The sequence below is a fragment of the Kitasatospora sp. NPDC085879 genome, assembly GCF_040686255.1.
Lineage (GTDB): Bacteria > Actinomycetota > Actinomycetes > Streptomycetales > Streptomycetaceae > Kitasatospora.
On the sequence record NZ_JBFBJZ010000042.1, the window covers coordinates 50,524 to 69,370 of the forward strand.

The following is an 18,847-nucleotide window of genomic DNA, read 5'->3' on the forward strand; positions in this document are numbered from 1 at the left end:
CGGAGGTGTCGGATCGACCCGTGCCCCCGGCCGTACCGTCGCCCGCGAAGGAGAAGCCTCGTCATCCCGACCGACCGCTCCCGGGCCGCCGCATGAGCGCGCCGGTGACCGTCACGGCGATGCTCCCCGAGCACGCCGCGCAGGTGCTCGCGATCTACCGGCTCGGGATCGACGGCGGCGACGCGACCTTCGAGACCACCGCCCCCGACTGGGCGGCGTTCGACGCCGCCCGGCTCCCGCAGCACCGCCTGGTCGCCGTCGACGGCGGCGGCCGGGTGCTGGGCTGGGCCACGGTCTCCCCGGTCTCCGCCCGGCCCGCCCACGCGGGCGTGGTCGAGCACTCCGTCCACGTCGACCCCGACGCGCACCATCGGGGCGTCGGCCTCGCCCTGCTCCGGGCCCTGCTCGCCTCCACCGACGCCGCCGGCATCTGGACGGTGCAGTCCGGCGTCTTCCCGGAGAACACCGCCGGCCTCGTCCTGCACGCCAGCGCCGGATTCCGGGTCGTCGGCACCCGCGAGCGCGTCGGTCGGCACCACGGCCGTTGGCGGGACGTCGTCCTGCTCGAACGCCGCAGCCCCGCCGTCGACTGGCCGCGGCCGCACGGCCCGACCCGGAGGCCCGGGCGCCCCACAGCCCCGGTACACTGGAGACTGCGAAGGGGAGTAGTCCCGCAACACCGGTAGGTCGACATACTGGACGCCCGCACACCAGCGGACGGCCCGGCCACCGGGCCGCACCGCCTCGGCGGCGCGGTGGACGAGACCTTCGGCCAAGGCATGACCGGCGCCCGCGACCGCGGGGGCCGACTCGTCGTGCCGGGCCGAGTCCTCCCCGCACCGCCCGCCACGGGTGATCGCCGAAGGAAGTCCGGCCCGGCCCCAGCAGAAAGCCCCCGGATGTCCCTCGACCCCCTGGCGATCCTCACCGCCTTCGGCCTGATCTTCCTCGCCGAACTCCCCGACAAGACGATGTTCGCGTCGCTGGCCATGGGCACGCGGATGCGCCCGCTCTACGTCTGGCTCGGCACCTCCAGCGCCTTCGTCGTCCACGTCGCGATCGCCGTCGGCGCGGGCAGCCTGATCGGCCTGCTGCCCAACCTCGTCGTCAAGCTCGTCTCCGCGGCCCTGTTCGCCTTCGGCGCCTTCATGCTGCTGCGCAGCGGCGGTGACGACGACGGCGCCGACGAGGCGGGGAACACCGTCACCGGTTTCTGGCCGGTGTGGACGGCGGCCTTCATGGCCGTGTTCATCGGCGAGTGGGGCGACCTCACCCAGATCACCACCGCCAACCTGGCCGCCACCAACGGCGTGCTGTCCACCGCCATCGGCTCGGCCGCCGCGCTGATGAGCGTCTCCGCCCTGGCCCTGATCGTCGGCCGGTTCATCGCCAAGCGGGTGCCGCTGCGCATGGTGCAGCGCGTCGGCGGTGCCTGCATGGCCGGCCTCGCGCTCTGGTCCGTCGTCGAGGCCTTCACCGGCTGAGGCCTTCACCGGCTGCCCGTCCCGCACCTGCTGCCGCCGCCGGTACCGTTCCGGCGGCGGCAGTCCCGCGTGCCGGGCCTGCTCGGCCGTCCGTCCGGCGCTCAGCGGGCCCGGGCGGTCGCGGCGGCGGCCGGCAGCAGCGCGAGCGCGACGATCCCGCCGCCGAGCGCCAGCACGGGGTAGCCGGCCAGGTCGACCACGGCACCGGAGGCCAGGCCCCCGGCGGCACCGGACACGGCTATCGCGACGTCCACCATGCCCTGCGTCCGGGCCCGGGTCGCCAGCGGCACCGCGTCCGTGATGATCGCCGTGCCGGAGACCAGCCCGAGGTTCCAGCCCAGGCCCAGCAGGGCGAGGGCCAGTGCCAGCAACGGGACGGACCCGCCCGGGGCGAAGGCCGCGAGCACACCCGCCGTCAGCAGCGTGGCACCGGAGGCGGCCGCCACGGCGGCCCGCCCGTACCGGTCGACCAGACGGCCCGTCAGCGGCGAGGGCAGGTACATCGCGCCGACATGGATCGCGATCACCAGGCCGGCGGCCGAGGTGCCGTGGCCCATGTCGTGCAGGTGCACCGGGGTCATCGTCATCACCGCCACCATCACCACCTGGGTGAGCACCATCACCAGGGCGCCGAGCACCACCGCGCCGCGCACCCCGGCCGCCCGCTCCACGGCGCCGGACGCACCACCCGCTCCGGCCGGCCGGGCCGCGCCCAGCGCGCGGGCCAGCAGCAGCGGATCCGGGCGCAGCCAGACCGCCAGCACGGCGGCCGCCGCCGTATACGCCACGCCGGCCAGCAGGAACGGACCCGCCAGGCGCGGAACACCGAGCCCCACGGCGAGGGAGCCCGTCGGCGCGGCCAGGTTCGGGCCGACGATGCCGCCCAGCGTGGTGGCGACCAGCACGGTGGAGACCGCGCGGGCCCGGTGCGTCGGCGCCGCGAGGTCCGCGCCGGCGTAGCGGGCCTGCAGGTTGGTGGCCGTCCCCGCGCCGTAGACCAGCAGCGCCGCGAACAGCAGCACCGGGCTGTGGGCGACCGCGGCGGCGATCACACCCGCACTGCCGACAGCCCCCGTGGCATAACCGACGGCCAGCCCCGGGCGGCGCCCCCGCGCCTCGGACAGACGGCTCACCGCGATCGCCGCCAGCGCGCTGCCCGCCGTGAACAGGGCAGTGGGCAGCCCGGCCAGACCGGCCGTCCCGAGCATGTCCTGCGCCAGCAGGGCACCCACGGTGATCCCGGCGGCCAGCCCGGCCCCGCTGAGCACCTGGGAGACGACCAGCACGGTCAGGACACGGCGCTGCGCCGCCTCGGCGGAGGCGGCATCGACGGCCAACGCGGTCGCGGACGTCGGGGCGGTACTCGTCACAGGGCGGGCCCTTTCGGCGGCAGGACGGCAGTGGCCGCTACGGGCCCGACTCTGCGTCGGACCCGAACGGCGGTCGGGGGCGGTCGGGACGGCGGACAAGGGCATCATGCCGTCGGCGGCCCCGCAGCGGGAGGGGCCCTCCGCATCCCCGCCCGCTGAGGGTCGACGGCCGGGGCTGCGGAGCCGGAACCTGCCGGACCGCCGAGCGCTCCCGTCGCCGTGCCGAGGGTTCACCGCCGTCGTGTCCGGCAGCGGCTCGCCGAATCGGCCGCGGAGGCCCGCGACGGCGGCGGACCCGCGTTCCTCGAAGCGTTCGACCGCCGCGCCGGTGTCACGAATCGCGGTGACACTCCGTCCTCAGGGGGCGGCGCCCGGATCCCGGCCGCCCCCGGATCCGAGGAGCACCTCGATGACCCCGATCGACCCGACCGTCGGAGCGCCCAGCGCACCGGCACGGCCTTTCGGCAACCAGGCCCGGCTGCACCTGGACGCGTGATTGAGGCGGTCCCCGCCCTCTACCCGGACATGCAAACCTGGGCGGTCGCCGGACCGGAACGGGACGGGCGGGCGCCCCGGCACTTGACGTCGTGGGTCCGGATCCTCACGCAGGGCCGCGGTGACCATCGAATTGGTGCAGAGAAGGCCTCGCGCTGACGCCCCGTCGGCGGCGGGCACCGGGTTGGGCGGGCGCGGTCCCGGCCGCCCCGAACCGCCGGGCCCGCTAGTCTGCGCGGATGGCCTACCAGTTGGTGATCTTCGACAACGACGGGGTGCTCGTCGACAGCGAGCCGACCGCGCACCGGATCCTCTCCGGCTACCTGACCGAGCTGGGCTACCCCACGACCGTGGAAGAGTCCTTCCACCACTTCCTGGGCAACGCCGGACGCAACGTCCACACGGTGGTCGCGGACCGCTTCGGGGGCACCCTGCCCGAGGAGTTCACGGCGCGCTGCCACGATCGCGTCTTCGCCGCGTTCCGCGAGGGACTGGACGCGACACCCGGCGCCGGGGACGTCCTCGTGGAACTCCGCCGCAGGGGCCTCCCGTACTGTCTGGCCTCGTCCTCCGACCACGCCTGGATCGACCTCACCCTCGACCGGGCCGGGCTGCGGCCGCACCTGCCGGAGGAGCTCGTCTTCAGCGCCCAGGACGTCGGCGGAGTGGGCAAGCCCGCGCCGGACCTCTTCCTGCACGCGGCCGCGTCGCTCGGCGTGGCCCCGGCCGACTGCCTGGTCGTCGAGGACAGCCCCAACGGCGTCCTGGCCGCGCGCGCGGCCGGCATGGACGTACTCGGCTACACCGCGCTGATGCCGGCGCAGCGGCTCGCCGAGGCCGGGGCGACCGGACTGATCGGGAAGCTCCCCGAACTGCTCGAACGGATCTGACACCGCGTCGACGGACCGACGGCCGGGGCGGGGCCGCAGAACGCGGCGCCGCCCCGGCCGTGGTGCTTCCGGGGGCTACGAGCGGGGCTGGGTGAACCGGAGCATGTTCCCGGCCGGGTCGCGGAAGGCGCAGTCGCGCACGCCGTACGGCTGGTCCATCGGCTCCTGGATCACCTCGCCGCCCGCGGCGCTGATCCGCTCGAACGTGGCGTCGCAGTCGTCCGTGGCGAAGATGACGCCGCGCAGCATGCCCTTGGCCATCAGCTCGGCCACCGCCTGCCGGTCGGTGTCCGAGGCGTTCGGGTCGGCGAGCGGCGGCTCCAGGACGATCTCCACACCGGGCTGCGTCGGTGAGCCGACCGTCACCCAGCGCATCCCCTCGAAGCCGACGTCGTTGCGCACCTCCAGACCGAGCGCGTCGCGGTAGAACGCGAGCGCCTTGTCGTGGTCGTCGACGGCGATGAAGCACTGCGAGAGCTTGATTTCCATGGATCTCACGCTACGGACCGGCAGGGCCTTTCGCTTCTCCGTTTCTGACCGGCCGCGTGTAGATCTTGGCGACACAGGCCGGGATGGGAGCACCGTGGTCGTGGTCGCGGGCCCGGTACGCGCTCGGACTCTCGCCGACCAGCTCGGTGAACCGCGAGCTGAACGAGCCCAGCGAGGTGCAACCGACCGCCATGCAGACGTCCGTCACCGACATGTCGCCGCGCCGCAGCAGCGCCTTCGCCCGCTCGATCCGGCGGGTCATGAGGTAGCTGTACGGCGTCTCGCCGTAGGCGGCGCGGAAGCTGCGCGAGAAGTGGCCCGGCGACATCAGGGCGAACCGGGCCAGCGCCGGGACGTCCAGCGGGCGGGCGTACTCGCGGTCCATCAGGTCGCGGGCGCGGCGCAACCGGACGAGGTCGGAGAGGGGGACGGGCACACCACGTACGGTACCGACTGCTTCGGACAAGGAGCGAGCCCCCGGTAGGTGCCCGGCCGGGGGAGAATCGTCGGGGGGACACCGGACAGGGGGACAGGATGGCCGACAGCGGCGAGGGATTCGTCAGGGACCGGCGCGGGTGCCGCCACTGGGGCAGGTACGGCGCCGCGGGTCTCCTCCTGTGCGACGGGCCGCGGCTGCTGCTGCAGCGCCGCTCCTGGCGGGTCCACCACGGCCGCACCTGGAGCGTCCCCGGCGGCGCGCTGCGCGCGGGCGAGAGCCCCTGGGACGGGGCCCGCCGCGAGTGCGCCGAGGAACTCGGCGACGTCCCGGCCCTGCGCCACCTGCACACCTTCGTCGACGACCACGGCGGCTGGGCGTACCACACGGTCGTCGCGGCCGTCGAGGAGCCGTTCCGCCCGCGCCGCGGCGACGGCGAGGGCAGCGCCCACCGGTGGTGCCTCCCCGCCGAGATCGACACGCTCCGCCTCCACCCCGGATTCGCCGCGAGCTGGCCGCGGCTGCGCGCCGAACTGGCCGCGGCCGGCCTTCCCGCGGCACCCGGCGGCTGAGACCCGCGCCGATCCGCCGGACGCCCCATTCACGCCAATGTCCGCGGGACGCCGGCGACCGGGGCGTGCCGCCGCAACCCCGGCGTCACATCCGCGGCATTCCGTCAATACCGGAATTCCGGCGCGATACTCCGCCGCTACATCGGAATCAACAGGGACAAGGGAACCCGGACGCCCGGCCGACCGCAGGGCGGCGTCGAGAAAATCGTGGCGAACACGCGCGCGGGGCACCTTTCCGGTGATTGGCCGAAAGGCTGCGCCGACCCTCCCCACCAGGGACTTCGGTTTGGCGTGACCGCGGCGGAACTGCCTAGCATCCGGGCTGTGCATCCGGGAAGACGGGCAGAAATTCCCGCCACCGGAGTGCCGGTATTTCGGTCCATGAAAGGAATCGTCCCTTGCGTAAGAAACTGACCGCAGTCCTCGGTGCCGTGGCGATGGCCGGTGCCGTCTCGGTGATGGCGGCACCGCAGGCCTCGGCCCTCGCCGCGTCGCCGACCGCCGTCTGCGGCTCCGGCTACAGCGTCGTCGACTCGGAGAAGCTCATCAACCGGGACGTGTGGACCTACCTGCTCTACAACAGCTCCAACGGCTACAACTGCGTCGTCACCGTCCGCGGTGAGAGCGGCCCCGCGGTGAAGATGTCGGCCCGGCTCCAGGTCCAGGGCAGCAGCGAGAAGGACGACACCGGCTCGTACACCAAGTACGCCGGTCCGGTCTACGCGTACGCGGCGGGCAAGTGCGTGCGGTGGGGCGGCTGGTTCAGCGAGTCCGACCAGAGCTCGTACTTCAGCGACTGGGGCCACTGCGGCTGACACCCGCCGCACCCGGCCGGCCGGGCCCGGGACAGTGTGTGCTCCCGGGTTCGGCCAGTTGACGGTCCGTCCGGTGACGAGCCGTGATCTCCGCGTGCCGCGGCCGTGATCGGCGGACGCGAGACTCGGAGGTATGCGGATCACGGGGGGACCGGCCGCGACCGGGGCTGTCGTACGGTGGGCGGGGCATCCCGCGACCGTCGCCGCGGTCCTGGTGCTGGCGTTCAACGACCAGGTGGCGAAGCGGCTGTGGCCGGGAGTCGTGACCGGCAAGGTGAGCGACCTCGCCTGGATGCTGGCCGCGCCCCCGGTGGTGGCACTGCTGCTGACACCCGTGCTGCGGCTGCGCGGCGACCGCCCGGCCCAGGTGGCACTGGCCGTCGCGGCGCTGGCCTTCGTGGTCGCCAAGTCCGGCCCAGCGGGCGGCGCGTTCGCCTCCGCGGTGTGGTCGTCGAGCGGTGTGCCCAGCCGGATCGTCGGCGACCCGACCGACCTCGCGGCGCTGCCGGTGCTCGCCCTGAGCGGGTGGCTGTGGGGTCGGGCCCGCAGCGGCCCGGACGGCGGACGCCGGACCGCCGCCCTGCTGGCCGTGCCGCTGGCCGTCGCCGCCATGGTCGCCACCTCGGCGGTGCCGCCCCGCCACGAACTGTCCGGCGCCGACGGCCGACCCGTCCTGGACACCCCCGACGACCGCTGGACCAGCCCGGACGGCGGGGCGACCTGGACACTCGTCGAGCACTTCGCGGACCGCAACGCCCGACGGCCGCCGGTGCCGCAGCTGACCGACAGCACCTGCACGCCCGCCGACCCCATGCTCTGCTACCGCCTGCCCGACGCCGTCTCGCCGATCGAGGCCAGCCGGGACGGCGGCCTCAGCTGGCAGCCCGTCTTCGACCCCCGCCCGCTCTGGAGCACCGCGCCGACCGACCGGCCGAGCGCCGTGCAGACCCCGCAAACGCCGCAGACCCCGCAGACCTCGGCGCAGAGCCCGGCCCCGGCCGGGAGCCCGAGCGGGTCGGCGACGGGCGCGGGGCACTGGGAACACGGCCAGGTCATGCTGCTCGGGACCGACCGCGGCCCCGCCGTGCTCGTCCACTACCCGCGCCGCGGCCTCGCCCTTCGCGACGCCGACGGCACCTGGTCGGTGCGCGCCTATCCGGTGTACCGGCCGACGCTGCGGCCGGCCGGGCCGCGGTCGGAGTCGTGGGCCAGGGGGCTGCCCGTCGCGGTCGTCGCCGGTTGGACGGCCGCCCTCGCGGCGATCGGTGCCCGCCGCCTGCGCACCGAACCGGCCGACCGCCGGCCGCGACTCCTCGCGGGCATGCTGGGCTGCCAACTCCTCTGCCTGGGATGGATCCTGATCGCCGGACCGCTGAGCGGTGCGCGGGTGATGTGGGTGCTGCCGGGCTGGCTGGTGGCCGGCGTGGTCTCGTCCTGGCTGCTGCTGCCGATGACCGTGCTGCTCTGCCGCACCCCCGAGGGCCGTGCGCGCCTCCCGCGCTTCGACGCCCCGCTCGTCGGCACCGTCGTCGGCGCGCTGGCCCTCGTCCCGTACCTGCTGTGGGCACACGGCTCGATCACCGCCTGGTCGCGCGCCTCCCACCTGGTCCTGTGCTGTGCCGTCGCCGGTGCCGCGGTCGGTGCGCTGTGCGGGTCGCTGCCGCGGCGCGGCCGGGCCGGCGTCCCGGTCGAGCGCCGGCCGTTGGGCCGGGCGACGCGCCGCTGACGGACACGGCTCACGCGCCGTGGCGGGGCCCCTACTCCGTCGCCTGCAGCACCAGGTTGCTCCAGCGGACGTCGGCCCGGCCGTGCAGGTCCGGCCGCTCCCCGGAGTGGACCGGGCGCAGGCCGTTGGCCCGTCCCAGCGCGACCGTCTCGTCGGCGGACACCTCGAACATGTGCCGGCCGTCGGGGACCGGGCCGTGGCGCAGGTTGACGAAGAAGCGGCCGCCGGGCAGCAGCAGGGCCGCGATCACGGCCATCGCGCGGCGGCGCTCGTCCGCGTCCAGGTGCATCCAGACGGCCGTGGCGAACACCGCGTCGAACCGCTGCCCGGGCCGGTCGAGCACGAGGTCCGGCAGGGCGGCGTCGACCCAGTCGATGCCGCTGCCCGCATGGAGGCGCCGCCCGTGCGCCCGCAGCTCCGCGGTCGGCTCGACCGCCACCACGCGGTGCCCGCGCGCCGCCAGCGCGGCGGCGTCCCGTCCCGTCCCGGCTCCCACGTCGAGGACGTGCCCCGGTCCGGCGGGCACCAGGTGCAGCACGTCCCCGTGCACCTGTTCGAACGTGATCTCCTCGTACTGCACCGCCAGCGCATCCGCCGCCTCGCGGTACCCAGCCGTCCCCCGCACCACCTGCACACCGACCTCCTCCTCGCGGCGGATCAGGGCCGCGTCAAGACGGGACTTTCTTCACCGTCCCAGAGATTTTATGTTCTGAAACTCTTGGTATGGAGACACATCGAGGGCTGGAGAGCGGGAGTCCGCGTCGGCGGCAGGCCCCGCTGGCTGCCCTGTCGGCCGCGCGCCGGGCCGGCCGCGCGCACGGACGGCAGCGTTGGGCGTCCGCCCGGCCCCCCTCCACGGCCCCCGTGCCGGGGCGGGGCCCGCCCACCGGGCATAGCCTGGCCGGAGGGCGCGGGCCCACGCGCCCCGACGCCGAAGGGCCCGGCGCCGAAAGGCCCGACGCCGAAAGGTGACCGCCGTGAAAGCCTCCGACCACGCCAAGGCCGTCAAGGCCGCCAGGGACGCGCAGGACACGCAGGCCGGCAACGGCAACGGCGAGGGACCGGCCACCGACGGCCACCCGGAATTCCGGCGCTACCACCACCCCGCGGCCGGCTGGGGCGCCGCGAAGAGCGTCAGCCAGGTCCTGTTCCGCGAACGGGCGCTCGTCGACGGCCCGCGCGCGATCATGCGGATGAACCACGAGAACACGGGCTTCGACTGCCCCGGCTGCGCCTGGCCGGACGACACCAAGGGCCTGCACCTGGACATCTGCGAGAACGGCATCAAGCACGTCACCTGGGAGATGACCCGCAAGCGCGTCGACCGCGACTTCTTCGCCGCACACACCGTGACCGAACTCGAGGAGTGGTCCGACTTCGCACTCGAGAACGAGGGCCGGCTGACCGAGCCGATGGTGTACGACGCCGCCACCGACCACTACGTCCCGATCGGCTGGCAGGAGGCCTTCGACCTCGTCGGCCGCACCCTGCGCGACCTCGAGGACCCCAACGGTGCTGCTTACTACACCTCCGGCCGACTCGGCAACGAGGCCACCTTCCTCTACCAGCTGATGGCCCGTGAACTCGGCACCAACAACCTCCCCGACTGCTCCAACATGTGCCACGAGGCCAGCGGACGCGCCATGGAGGCCTCCCTCGGCACCGGCAAGGGCACCGTCGACCTCAAGGACTGGGAGACCACGGACGCCCTGTTCATCATGGGCGTCAACGCCGCCTCCAACGCGCCCCGCATGCTCACCGCGCTCGCCGAGGCCCACCGGCGCGGCGCGAGCATCGTGCACATCAACCCGCTGGTCGAGGCCGCCGCCACCCGCACCATCGTCCCCCACGACTTCGTGGACATGGCGCTGTTCCACCCCACCAGAACCACCACCCTCAACCTCCAGCCGCGCATCGGCGGCGACATGGCCCTGCTGCGCGGCATCGCCAAGGCCGTCCTCGAACAGGCCCCGTCCGACCCGAAGGCGGTCGACCAGGAGTTCATCGACCGCCACACCTCCGGCATCGACGACTACCGCGCCGTGTGCGAGGCCACCTCCTGGGGCGAGATCGAGCGCCAGTCCGCCGTCCCGCGCGCCGACATCCTCAAGGCCGCCCGGATCTACCGCGACGCCGACCGCAGCATCGTCAGCTGGTGCCTCGGCGTCACCCAGCACGAACACGGCGTCGACACCGTCCGCGAGATCGTCAACCTGCTCCTGCTCCGCGGCAACCTCGGCCGGGAGGGCGCAGGCCCCTCCCCGGTGCGCGGCCACAGCAACGTCCAGGGCAACCGCACCTGCGGCATCGACCACCGGCCCCCCGGGGAGTTCCTCGACCGGCTCGGCGACGTCTGCGGCATCGACCCGCCGCGCGCCCACGGCCTGGACACCGTCCGCACCATCGAGGCCATGCACCGCGGCGAGGTGACGGTCTTCGTCGGCATGGGCGGCAACTTCGCCCTCGCCGCGCCCGACACCCCCCACACGCACGCCGCGCTGCGCACCTGCGCCCTGACGGTGCAGGTCAGCACCAAGCTCAACCGCAGCCACGTGGTGCACGGCCGGCAGGCGCTGATCCTGCCCTGCCTCGGCCGCACCGAGAAGGACCACCAGCGGGCCGGGGAACAGAGCACCTCCGTCGAGGACTCGATGAGCATGGTCCACCTCTCCGCCGGGATGAAGCGCCCCGCCTCGCCCCACCTGCTCTCCGAGCCCGCGATCGTCGCCGGAATGGCCCGCGCCGCGCTGCCCGACAGCGCCACCCCGTGGGAGTGGTACGTCGAGGACTACGACCGCATCCGCGACACCATGGCCAAGGTCCTGGACGGCTTCGAGGACTTCAACCGCCGCGTCCGGCTGCCGCTCGGCTTCCGGATCAGGCAGCCCGCCCGCGAACTGGTCTTCCTCACCCCGTCCGGCCGCGCCGAGTTCTCCGCCGCGCCACTGCCCGACGTCGTCCCCGCCCCCGGCACCCTCGCCCTCGGCACCATGCGCTCCCACGACCAGTGGAACACCACGATCTACAGCGACAACGACCGCTACCGCGGCATCAAGAACCTGCGCACCCTCGTCTTCATGAACGAGGACGACATGCGCGAGCGCGGCATCGCGGAGTTCGACCCCGTCGACATCACCAGCACCGCCCGCGACGGTTCCACCCGCTCCCTGAACGGCTACCTCGCCGTCCCCTACGACATCCCGCGCGGCTGCGCCGCCGGCTACATGCCGGAGATGAACGTCCTCTGTGCCATCGGCGACTTCAGCACCCAGAGCGACCAGCCGATCATGAAGCACCTCAAGGTCACGATCACCGGGGCGGCCTGACCGGGCGACGGACGGGTCCGACCCTCCGTCGGAAACGGCGGCACCTCCACGGGAACTTGTGGGCGGGCGCCGACGTCGACCGGATGTACGAACACACGGAGGGGGCCCGCACGTGGCTGTCACACTGGCCGAAGAGATCATGCTGCTGTCGCTGGACGACGAGTCCGGCACCGCGAAGGGGCGGCTGATGCTGGCCTGGCCGCTGGGCGGCGCGCTCGTCCTCGAGCTCTCGTTCGCCGGGCGGGTCGCGGTCGCCGACGGTCTGCTGCAGGTGGTCGACACGGCACCGCTCGGCGACGAACTGCTGGACGGCCGGCTGGCCGCGCTCGCCGCGTGGGCCGAGGGGCGGCGCAAGGCGAAGGTCGGCGACTGGCTGATGAAGGATCAGCGCACCTCCGTCCGCGCCGTCGAGGAGAGCCTGTGCCGCCGCGGCCTCGTCACCGAGGAGAACCACCGGCTGCTCGGCATCTTCCCGAGCCGGCGCTACCCGGAGGTGGACGGCTCGGTCGAGCAGGAGGTGCGCGAGCGGCTCGCCGCGGCGGTGCTCCGCGGCGAGGAGGCCGACGAGCGCACCGCGGCGCTGGTCGCCGTGCTGCACGCCGCGGGCCTGCACCGGGCGGCCTTCCCGGGCGTGCCCCGCAAGCAGGTCGAGCCGCGGATGAAGGAGCTCGCCGAGGGCCAGTGGGTGGCCGAGAGCATCCGGGCCGCGATCACGGCCGTCTACGCCGCGGTCACCGCCGGCGCCGTGGCCGCAGGCGTGGCCGCGTCGTTCTGAGCGGCGGGCCCCGGGTCAGGGGGCCGGCGGCGCCTCGCCGCTGCCCCGGATGCTGTCCGCCGCCTCGACCAGGGCGCGGAGGACGGTACGGACGGCCCGGCGGGCCGTGGTCTCGGGGCGGTGCAGGACGTCGATGTGACGGCGGGCCTGCACACCGGTCAGCGGGCGGAGGACGACGGCCGGGTGCCGCCGGGCCGTCCACCGCGGCATCAGGGCCAGCCCGCCGCCCGCGGCGACGACCTCCGCGGCGACCGCGAACTCGTTGATGCGGTGCACGATGTCCGGCGCCCGGCCCGCCGCGGCGGCCACCGCCTCGATGGTGGCCAGCAGCGGGAAGCCGTCGTGGACGGTGATCCACGGCAGGCCGGCCACGTCGTGCGGGGTCAGCCGGGCCCGCTCCGCCAGCGGATGCCCGGCCGGGAGGGCGACGTCCAGCGGCTCGTGCAGCAGCGGCGTCGCCGCCACGGTGCGCGGCCAGGCCGGCGTGTGGTCGAGGCGGTGCGCCAGTACGAGGTCGTACTCACGCGTCAGCCGGGGGAAGCGGTCCTGCGCCACGTCCTCGTCCGCGAGGCCCAGCCGCGGGAAGCCGCCGTCGCCGGCCGAGCGCCGCAGCAGCGGCGGGAAGAACGCCGCGGCCGCGCTGTGGAAGGCCGCCACCGACACCCGCCCCTGCGGCTGCTCCACGTACCGGTCCACGGCGTGCCGGGCCCGGGCCAGCGCCGCAGCCACGTCGATCGCGGCGTCCGCCAGGGCCCGTCCGGCCTCGGTCAGCACCAGGCGCCGCCCGTCGCGCTCGGTCAGCGGCACCGGCACCGAGCGCTGCAGAAGCCGCAGCTGCTGCGAGACGGCCGAGGGCGTCACCATCATCGCCTCGGCGACGGCGGTGACGCTGCCGAGTTCGCCGAGCTCCCGCAGGACCCTGAGTTGGCGTTCGTCCACCCGGACAGTGTAGGCGTCGCTTAAAGATCGTTTGAGAAGCTGGGTCTTGGCTTCACGGTCACGCTCCGGCAGCGTGGTGGCCGTGCCTGATTCCCGCCGTACCGACCTGGTCCTGCTGCTCGTGGCGATCGTCTGGGGTTCCAGCTACCTCGCCGCGAAGTCCGCGACCGGCGCCGCCCCCGTCCTCGTCGTCCTGTTCGCGCGCTACGCGCTCTCCGCGCTCGCGGCCCTCGCCGTGATCGCCGCCGGCGCGGCCATCCGCGGCCGCACAGCCCTCCGCGGGCGCACCGCCCGCACGGCCGTCGACGCGCGCACCGCCGCGGGGTTCCGGCGGGCCGAGCTGCGGTACGGGTCGGTGCTCGGTCTTACCCAGGCGGCCGTCCTGGCGATCGAGACGTACGGGGTGGCGCACACCAGCGCCGCCAACGCCGGTCTGATCATCAGCCTCACGATCGTCCTCACCCCGTTCCTCGACCGCACCGGCGGACGCGGCCCGCTGCCGGGTAGGTTCTTCGCCGCCGCCGGCGTCTGCGTGCTGGCCGTCGGACTCCTGATGTCCGGCACCGGACTCCACACCCCGGGCCTCGGCGACCTGCTCATGCTCGCCGCGGCCGTCGTCCGCGCCGGGCACGTCGCCCTGGTCGGCAGGCTCACCACCGGACGCGACCTGCGCCCGCTGCACCTGACGGCCGTACAGACCGTCGTCGGCGCCGTGGTGTTCGCCGCCCCCGCCGCCACCGGGCTGTCCGCCCTCGGCCACGCCTCCACCGCCACCTGGGGCGCCCTCCTGCACCTCGCCCTGTTCTGCAGCGTCTTCGCCTTCCTGGCCCAGACCTGGGCCGTGCAGCGCAGCTCCGCCAGCCGGGCCAGCCTGCTGCTCGGCACCGAACCGGTCTGGGCGGTCGCCGTCGGTATCGGCCTCGGCGGCGAACGGCTGACCGCCCCGGCCGCCCTCGGCGCCGTCCTCATGGTCGCCGGCACCTACTGGGGCCAGTCCGTCGAACGCGCCCACCGCACCGCACCACGGCCCGCCACCGACAGCCCCACCCCCGCGACAGCCCGCGCCTGACCGCCGCCGGGACGGGCCGCCGCCCGGCCGTACCCGGGGAGCCGGGTGCGGTGGCCGGGACATGTCCGGAATGGGCCCGGGATGTGCAGGTATCGTGCACCTCGAAGGAGGTTGTCATGATTGCTGGCCCGGGCTTCTGGGACATCGAAATACAGCGGGCGGGCTGGTCGCGCGTGCTCGCGCCGGGCTTCGCCGACTTCCCGGAGATCCTGGGGCGCCGCAGCGTCTGGGGCCGGAACTGCTACGTCCGCGGCAACGACCGGCTCGTCATCGAATGGTCGGACCAGGTGACGATATGCGCGGCCCTGCTCAACGGCAGGCACAGCCCGGTGGACACGGCGGAGGACCTGTCGGCCGCCATAGGGTCCCGCGACTGAGGCCCGGCCGAGTGCGGTCAGAGTCCGCGGAGTGGGTCAGCGCGCCGGACCGGAGCCCTCCGGGAGGGCGGCCACCACCAGGGCGACGGCCTCCTCGGCGGTCGCGGTGCGGGCGACGACCTCGCCGCGGTTCCCTGCACAGCACCCCGAACCGACCGCCGAGTCCATGAACACATGCCGGCGTGCGCCGCCGTGTACCTCGCCGTCGGCGTGTCGGCCCGCCCGGTGCTCAAGGCCCGGCCGGCAGCGGCGCGGGCGGTCACCCGCGTCAGCGGTGCCAGATGGTCGCCATCGGCGGGTTCCTCCTCGTCGAGCGCCTGGCCGGCTGACGGTTCCGCCGCGTTCGATCCCCCCGGTCCCCCCGGCCGCCGAGATGTCCGCTCAAGGCGAGAGCCATGGAGGACCACAGGCAGCGCGAGCCCAGCGGACTGATCCAGCGGGCCGGTTCGGGCTGTGCCGCAGGGCGGAGTGGCATTTACTGGTAGGGAAGGCATCGGAGCCAGCCGGGCGGCGAGACGTTTCACCGCCGCCGGTGGTTCACCGGTTCGCCGGTCGCACCCGGCAGGAGGTCGTGCAATGAACCCGCCTTCTCAGGATCAGGCCTTACCACGTCTCGTCATCGACAGCCCGGACCGGATTCGCGGGCAGGTGCACGTACTCGACTTCGAGCCGCTGCTGGTCGGCCGGGACTCCGCCTGCCAGATCCAGTTGCTCCATCCGCAGATCAGTCGACGCCACGCGCTGGTGTGGTGGGCCAACGGGCACACCACCGTGGAGGACCTCTCGTCCACCAACGGCACCCGGCTGAACGGTCACCTGGTATTGGGACAGCAGATTCTGCACAGCGGGGACGTCCTGGACTTCGGGCCACTGGAAGTGCACTACGAGGAACCGGGCGAGGAGGCCGCCACCGCGGTCGCCGAGCCGGAGACGAGGGTTCCGGCACGGGAGGCGCAGACCGTCGTCACGGGCGGAGACCCGCCGTTACCCCTGCACGAGGACGCCGCGCCTCCGGAACCGCCACGGCAGGTTCCGCCGGAGCCGACGGCGGCCCGGCCGGTGTCGGTCCGGGGAGAAATCGCCCAGGAAGCAACGGCCCAGGAGGAGACCGCCCCGCAGGAAACGGCTCCGGAGGAGCCGGAGGAACCACCGTGGTGGGGGCCGCCCGCGGACACCGTTCCGCCGCAGCCACCCGTGCCGCCGGCCTTCGGGCCGCTCCCGGACCGGACGCGCACACCACAGCCGGACGAACCCCCACCGGGCACACCACCGCCGGAGACGCCGCACGCCGGGACCGAGCGCCGCTTCGACGTGGCCGAGCAGCAGGCGACAGGGAACCTCAGCAACGTCGGCGGGAACCAGTACAACTACCTCATGCAGGACGACCGCATCCTGCTGGCCCGGCGCAAGGCCTACTTCCGCAAGCTCAGGGCCACCAGGAGAACGGGCCGGCACCTGGCACTGGTGGGACTGCTGCTCGCCGTTCTGGGCTTCGCGTTCTGGGCGTGGCTGACCTCGGAGCAGCAGACGCTCGACCCGGACGCCGGGGGCGTGGCGGTCGACGTGATCAGTCTCGGGGTGGGGATCGCGGGCACGGTGCTGTTGGTCATCGGTGGCGCCCTGGTGGCCGCGACCGTGCTCCGGCAGCGCCGGTACGAGCGGGAGGAGGATCGTCGGCTGAATCCGGACCGGTCGTCGTCGAGGTGAGGCGGCGGGGGTCCACGGCGAAGGGACCGCCATGGTCTTCAACATCGGAAACCAGCAGGGTGGCGTCGTCAACAACGTCGCCGGCGACCAGACCGTCCACGGCGTCCTGTCCGGCCACCTCACGGCGGACGGACAGGACGTGCGCGCCCTGGTCGGCGAACTCCGCTCGGCCGTCGACCGGGCGCAGCTGCCACCGGCCGTCGCGCCCGAGGTCCGGTCCGAGCTGGAGTCGCTGGACGCGGAGGTGGCCCGGCCGGACCCGGACCGTGAGGCGGTGGCGGGGCGGCTGACCCGGATCACCCGCCTGCTCACCTCGGCCGGCGCCCTCGTCAGCGCAGGCGCCGGGCTGATCAGACCGATCTCGTCACTGGCCGGCTGGCTCGGCACGCTGGGCTTGCCGATCTTGCAGGCCATCGGCGTCTGAACCCCGAAGAGCACCGCCGTCACGCACCGGATCCGGTTCGGCGTGTGACGGCGTGACCGCTCAGTGAACCGGCCCGGCGCAGCGGGGTGGGCAAGCGTTTCCTGCGCTCGATCGCCCCGAAGTCTCATGCAATGGAGCCTGCATGCACAGGACCGACATGCGAGCCCACCGGTCTCAACCCCCGATCCGCTCGGAACAGCGGGCGCTGTGGCCCGCGGTGACGGGCCGACAGCTGCTCCGGCCTGCGCGCGGTGGGCCACGGCCGTCCCGCCCGTGGTGCCGAGTCGGTCAGGGCCGGACGCCGTCGAAGAGGTTGGCGACCAGGGCGGCCGCGAAGTCCTCGGTGACGGGCAGGTTGGGCAGCAGGAGGCGGTGGTAGCAGGCGCCCCAGAGCTGGTCGACGAGGATCTCGGGGTCGGCCTCGGCCCGGAGTTGGCCGCGATCCTGGGCGCGGCGCATCGCCTCGACGGCGAGCCGGCGGCGGGGGCCAGAGTAGCGTTCGAGCAGGGCGGCGGACAGGTCCGGGTCGGTCTGGGCCTGGCCGACGAGTTCGGCGATGACACGGCCGGCGGGTGTCTGCGTGACCAGGCGGGCGAAGGCCTGGATCTGGGTGGTCAGGTCGGCCCGGATGTCGCCGGTGTCGGGGAAGGCGAGGGTGGACTCGACGGCGTGGAAGTAGCCGTCGAGGGCGAGCGCGCCCTTGGACGGCCACCACTTGTAGATCGTCGTCTTGCTGGCGCCGGCCCGCTCCGCGACCCCTTCGATGGTGAACGTGCCCATGCCGTCCTCGAGGAGCATCGCGCCCGCGGCGTCGAGGACCTCGGCGCGCACCTCGGCGGCCGGGCGCCGGCCCCGGCCCCGGCGGGCCCGTGGGGGAGTCTCCTGCAGTGCTTCCGGCAGTGCTTCGGGCAGTGGTTCCGGCATCGGCGGACCTTTCGGGTGCGTGGCGGGTGATCTGCCCCCCACCCTGACATATGGACGCGGCGTTCACCATATGCTTATATGGACTTATCGTTCATTTGACTGGCGTGCGAAGCGCAGGAGGTACCGCCATGACCGACACCACCAGGGTCGCTCTGGTCACCGGGGCAACCGGCGGCATCGGCAGCGCCGTCGCCCGGCGGCTGGCGGCCGACACCATGGCCGTCGGCGTCCACTACGCCGGCAACAAGGCTGCCGCCGAAGAGCTCGCGGCCGAGATCCGGGCCGCCGGCGGCCGGGCGGTCGCCGTCGGCGGCGACGTCGCGGACGAGCACGCCATGGCCGAGGCCTTCGACGCGGTCGAGGAGGCCTTCGGCGGCGTCGACGTCGTCGTGCACACCGCGGGAGAGATGCTCCTCGGCCCGGTCGCCGACTTCGACCTCGCCGCACTGGACCGGATGCACCGCACCAACATCCGCGGCACCTTCGTCGTCGCCCAGCAGGCGGCCCGCCGCGTCCGGTCCGGCGGCGCGGTCGTCACCTTCTCCACCTCGGTGACCCGGCTCTCCTTCCCCGGCTACGCCGCCTACGCGGCGAGCAAGGGGGCGGTCGAGGCCATGACGCTGATCCTCGCCCGCGAACTGCGCGGCCGCGACGTCACCGTCAACGCCGTGGCCCCCGGCCCGACGGCCACCCCGCTCTTCCTCAACGGCAAGGACCAGGAGACCGTCGACCGCCTCGCCGCCCAGTCCCCGCTGGAGCGCCTCGGCACGCCGGACGACATCGCCGAGACCGTCGCCTTCCTCGCCGGCCCCGGCCGCTGGGTCAACGGTCAGGTCGTGTACACCAACGGGGGCGTCGCCTGAGACGCCCACCGTCCGCACCGGATCACGGACGGGAGGACGGGCCGGGCCGGGTCGGGCGTTCGCCGGTGGGCGAACTCGTATCCCTCGTCGCTCAGCGCGTGACCGGCCCGACACGGCCACGGTCGAACGCGACCGGGCCGCCGACCCCCCGGGGTCGGCGGCCCGG

The 18,847-nt window shown here is 74.0% G+C and carries 19 protein-coding genes and 2 pseudogenes; 14 read left to right on the forward strand and 7 right to left on the reverse strand.

The genetic code is table 11. The features are described 5' to 3' along the window. Window positions 1–119: 119 nt before the first annotated feature. A pseudogene (locus tag AB0P35_RS27720) lies at window positions 120–587 on the forward strand (N-acetyltransferase family protein); the annotation flags it as partial. 312 nt (window positions 588–899) lie between these two features. Continuing rightward, window positions 900–1,484 (forward strand): TMEM165/GDT1 family protein, encoded by a 585-nt coding sequence (locus tag AB0P35_RS27725; protein WP_363515820.1) that lies wholly within the window; start codon window positions 900–902, stop codon window positions 1,482–1,484. A 101-nt stretch (window positions 1,485–1,585) separates the two neighbouring features. Here the strand turns inward: AB0P35_RS27725 and AB0P35_RS27730 are convergent, their stop codons facing one another. Next, the gene (locus AB0P35_RS27730) at window positions 1,586–2,821 is read right to left on the reverse strand and encodes an MFS transporter (protein ID WP_363515870.1); all 1,236 of its coding nucleotides are present in this window, start codon (window positions 2,819–2,821) and stop codon (window positions 1,586–1,588) included. A 767-nt stretch (window positions 2,822–3,588) separates the two neighbouring features. Here AB0P35_RS27730 and AB0P35_RS27735 point away from each other — a divergent pair. Beyond that, a complete protein-coding gene (locus AB0P35_RS27735) occupies window positions 3,589–4,239 on the forward strand; it encodes an HAD family phosphatase (protein WP_363515823.1) in 651 nt (216 codons plus the stop codon). 75 nt (window positions 4,240–4,314) lie between these two features. On the opposite strand, the gene AB0P35_RS27740 is transcribed toward AB0P35_RS27735, so the two are convergent. Further along, the gene (locus AB0P35_RS27740; RefSeq protein ID WP_363515826.1) at window positions 4,315–4,728 is read right to left on the reverse strand and encodes a VOC family protein; all 414 of its coding nucleotides are present in this window, start codon (window positions 4,726–4,728) and stop codon (window positions 4,315–4,317) included. Window positions 4,729–4,738: 10 nt separating this feature from the next. Further along, complete coding sequence (locus AB0P35_RS27745) at window positions 4,739–5,113, reverse strand: helix-turn-helix transcriptional regulator (protein WP_095878475.1); 375 nt, start codon at window positions 5,111–5,113, stop codon at window positions 4,739–4,741. 149 nt (window positions 5,114–5,262) lie between these two features. Between AB0P35_RS27745 and AB0P35_RS27750 the strand changes: the two genes are divergently transcribed. From AB0P35_RS27750 to AB0P35_RS27760, 3 genes are all read left to right on the forward strand, one after another. After that, complete coding sequence (locus AB0P35_RS27750; RefSeq protein WP_363515829.1) at window positions 5,263–5,736, forward strand: NUDIX hydrolase; 474 nt, start codon at window positions 5,263–5,265, stop codon at window positions 5,734–5,736. A gap of 398 nt (window positions 5,737–6,134) precedes the next feature. After that, window positions 6,135–6,551, forward strand: coding sequence for an acetyltransferase (locus AB0P35_RS27755; RefSeq protein WP_095878312.1), 417 nt, complete (start codon window positions 6,135–6,137; stop codon window positions 6,549–6,551). A 133-nt stretch (window positions 6,552–6,684) separates the two neighbouring features. Beyond that, window positions 6,685–8,277: a hypothetical protein gene (locus tag AB0P35_RS27760; protein WP_363515833.1), complete on the forward strand. Its 1,593-nt coding sequence runs from the start codon at window positions 6,685–6,687 to the stop codon at window positions 8,275–8,277. A gap of 31 nt (window positions 8,278–8,308) precedes the next feature. Here AB0P35_RS27760 and AB0P35_RS27765 read toward each other — a convergent pair whose 3' ends face one another. Then, entirely contained in the window at window positions 8,309–8,911 is a 603-nt protein-coding gene (locus tag AB0P35_RS27765) for a class I SAM-dependent methyltransferase (RefSeq protein ID WP_363515836.1), read from the reverse strand. A gap of 343 nt (window positions 8,912–9,254) precedes the next feature. Here AB0P35_RS27765 and AB0P35_RS27770 point away from each other — a divergent pair, with 343 nt between their 5' ends. Together AB0P35_RS27770 and AB0P35_RS27775 are read left to right on the forward strand one after the other, a co-directional pair. After that, the gene (locus AB0P35_RS27770; RefSeq protein WP_363515839.1) at window positions 9,255–11,603 is read left to right on the forward strand and encodes an FdhF/YdeP family oxidoreductase; all 2,349 of its coding nucleotides are present in this window, start codon (window positions 9,255–9,257) and stop codon (window positions 11,601–11,603) included. 112 nt (window positions 11,604–11,715) lie between these two features. Next, a complete protein-coding gene (locus AB0P35_RS27775; protein WP_363515842.1) occupies window positions 11,716–12,378 on the forward strand; it encodes a GPP34 family phosphoprotein in 663 nt (220 codons plus the stop codon). 15 nt (window positions 12,379–12,393) lie between these two features. Here AB0P35_RS27775 and AB0P35_RS27780 read toward each other — a convergent pair whose 3' ends face one another. Then, window positions 12,394–13,317: a LysR family transcriptional regulator gene (locus tag AB0P35_RS27780; protein WP_363515845.1), complete on the reverse strand. Its 924-nt coding sequence runs from the start codon at window positions 13,315–13,317 to the stop codon at window positions 12,394–12,396. 82 nt (window positions 13,318–13,399) lie between these two features. On the opposite strand from AB0P35_RS27780, the gene AB0P35_RS27785 reads away from it, so the two are divergent. Both AB0P35_RS27785 and AB0P35_RS27790 read left to right on the forward strand, forming a co-directional pair. Next, on the forward strand, window positions 13,400–14,386 hold the full coding sequence (locus tag AB0P35_RS27785) for a DMT family transporter (protein ID WP_363515848.1): 987 nt from the start codon (window positions 13,400–13,402) through the stop codon (window positions 14,384–14,386). 116 nt (window positions 14,387–14,502) lie between these two features. Continuing rightward, the gene (locus AB0P35_RS27790; protein WP_363515851.1) at window positions 14,503–14,763 is read left to right on the forward strand and encodes a hypothetical protein; all 261 of its coding nucleotides are present in this window, start codon (window positions 14,503–14,505) and stop codon (window positions 14,761–14,763) included. Window positions 14,764–14,799: 36 nt separating this feature from the next. Here the strand turns inward: AB0P35_RS27790 and AB0P35_RS27795 are convergent, their stop codons facing one another. Further along, the gene (locus tag AB0P35_RS27795) at window positions 14,800–14,931 is read right to left on the reverse strand and encodes a DUF6193 family natural product biosynthesis protein (protein ID WP_363515854.1); all 132 of its coding nucleotides are present in this window, start codon (window positions 14,929–14,931) and stop codon (window positions 14,800–14,802) included. A gap of 3 nt (window positions 14,932–14,934) precedes the next feature. Here AB0P35_RS27795 and AB0P35_RS27800 point away from each other — a divergent pair. The 3 genes and pseudogenes from AB0P35_RS27800 to AB0P35_RS27810 all read left to right on the forward strand — a co-directional run. Then, a pseudogene (locus AB0P35_RS27800) lies at window positions 14,935–15,092 on the forward strand (LysE family translocator); the annotation flags it as partial. A gap of 247 nt (window positions 15,093–15,339) precedes the next feature. Further along, window positions 15,340–16,470, forward strand: a complete 1,131-nt coding sequence (locus AB0P35_RS27805) for an FHA domain-containing protein (protein ID WP_363515857.1) — start codon at window positions 15,340–15,342, stop codon at window positions 16,468–16,470. Window positions 16,471–16,501: 31 nt separating this feature from the next. Continuing rightward, on the forward strand, window positions 16,502–16,894 hold the full coding sequence (locus tag AB0P35_RS27810) for a hypothetical protein (protein WP_363515860.1): 393 nt from the start codon (window positions 16,502–16,504) through the stop codon (window positions 16,892–16,894). A gap of 288 nt (window positions 16,895–17,182) precedes the next feature. Here the strand turns inward: AB0P35_RS27810 and AB0P35_RS27815 are convergent, their stop codons facing one another. Then, a complete protein-coding gene (locus tag AB0P35_RS27815; protein WP_095878322.1) occupies window positions 17,183–17,818 on the reverse strand; it encodes a TetR/AcrR family transcriptional regulator in 636 nt (211 codons plus the stop codon). 128 nt (window positions 17,819–17,946) lie between these two features. On the opposite strand from AB0P35_RS27815, the gene AB0P35_RS27820 reads away from it, so the two are divergent. Then, window positions 17,947–18,681: an SDR family oxidoreductase gene (locus tag AB0P35_RS27820; RefSeq protein WP_363515864.1), complete on the forward strand. Its 735-nt coding sequence runs from the start codon at window positions 17,947–17,949 to the stop codon at window positions 18,679–18,681. Window positions 18,682–18,847 lie beyond the last annotated feature (166 nt).

Bases quoted from the DNA above. Each gene is read 5' to 3' on its own strand.
- AB0P35_RS27725 (WP_363515820.1), top strand. From the start codon at position 900: ATGTCCCTCGACCCCCTGGCGATCCTCACCGCCTTCGGCCTGATCTTC.
- AB0P35_RS27735 (WP_363515823.1), top strand. From the start codon at position 3,589: ATGGCCTACCAGTTGGTGATCTTCGACAACGACGGGGTGCTCGTCGAC.
- AB0P35_RS27740 (WP_363515826.1), bottom strand. From the start codon at position 4,728: ATGGAAATCAAGCTCTCGCAGTGCTTCATCGCCGTCGACGACCACGAC.
- AB0P35_RS27745 (WP_095878475.1), bottom strand. From the start codon at position 5,113: ATGGACCGCGAGTACGCCCGCCCGCTGGACGTCCCGGCGCTGGCCCGG.
- AB0P35_RS27750 (WP_363515829.1), top strand. From the start codon at position 5,263: ATGGCCGACAGCGGCGAGGGATTCGTCAGGGACCGGCGCGGGTGCCGC.
- AB0P35_RS27760 (WP_363515833.1), top strand. From the start codon at position 6,685: ATGCGGATCACGGGGGGACCGGCCGCGACCGGGGCTGTCGTACGGTGG.
- AB0P35_RS27790 (WP_363515851.1), top strand. From the start codon at position 14,503: ATGATTGCTGGCCCGGGCTTCTGGGACATCGAAATACAGCGGGCGGGC.
- AB0P35_RS27795 (WP_363515854.1), bottom strand. From the start codon at position 14,931: ATGGACTCGGCGGTCGGTTCGGGGTGCTGTGCAGGGAACCGCGGCGAG.
- AB0P35_RS27805 (WP_363515857.1), top strand. From the start codon at position 15,340: ATGAACCCGCCTTCTCAGGATCAGGCCTTACCACGTCTCGTCATCGAC.
- AB0P35_RS27810 (WP_363515860.1), top strand. From the start codon at position 16,502: ATGGTCTTCAACATCGGAAACCAGCAGGGTGGCGTCGTCAACAACGTC.
- AB0P35_RS27815 (WP_095878322.1), bottom strand. From the start codon at position 17,818: ATGCCGGAACCACTGCCCGAAGCACTGCCGGAAGCACTGCAGGAGACT.
- AB0P35_RS27820 (WP_363515864.1), top strand. From the start codon at position 17,947: ATGACCGACACCACCAGGGTCGCTCTGGTCACCGGGGCAACCGGCGGC.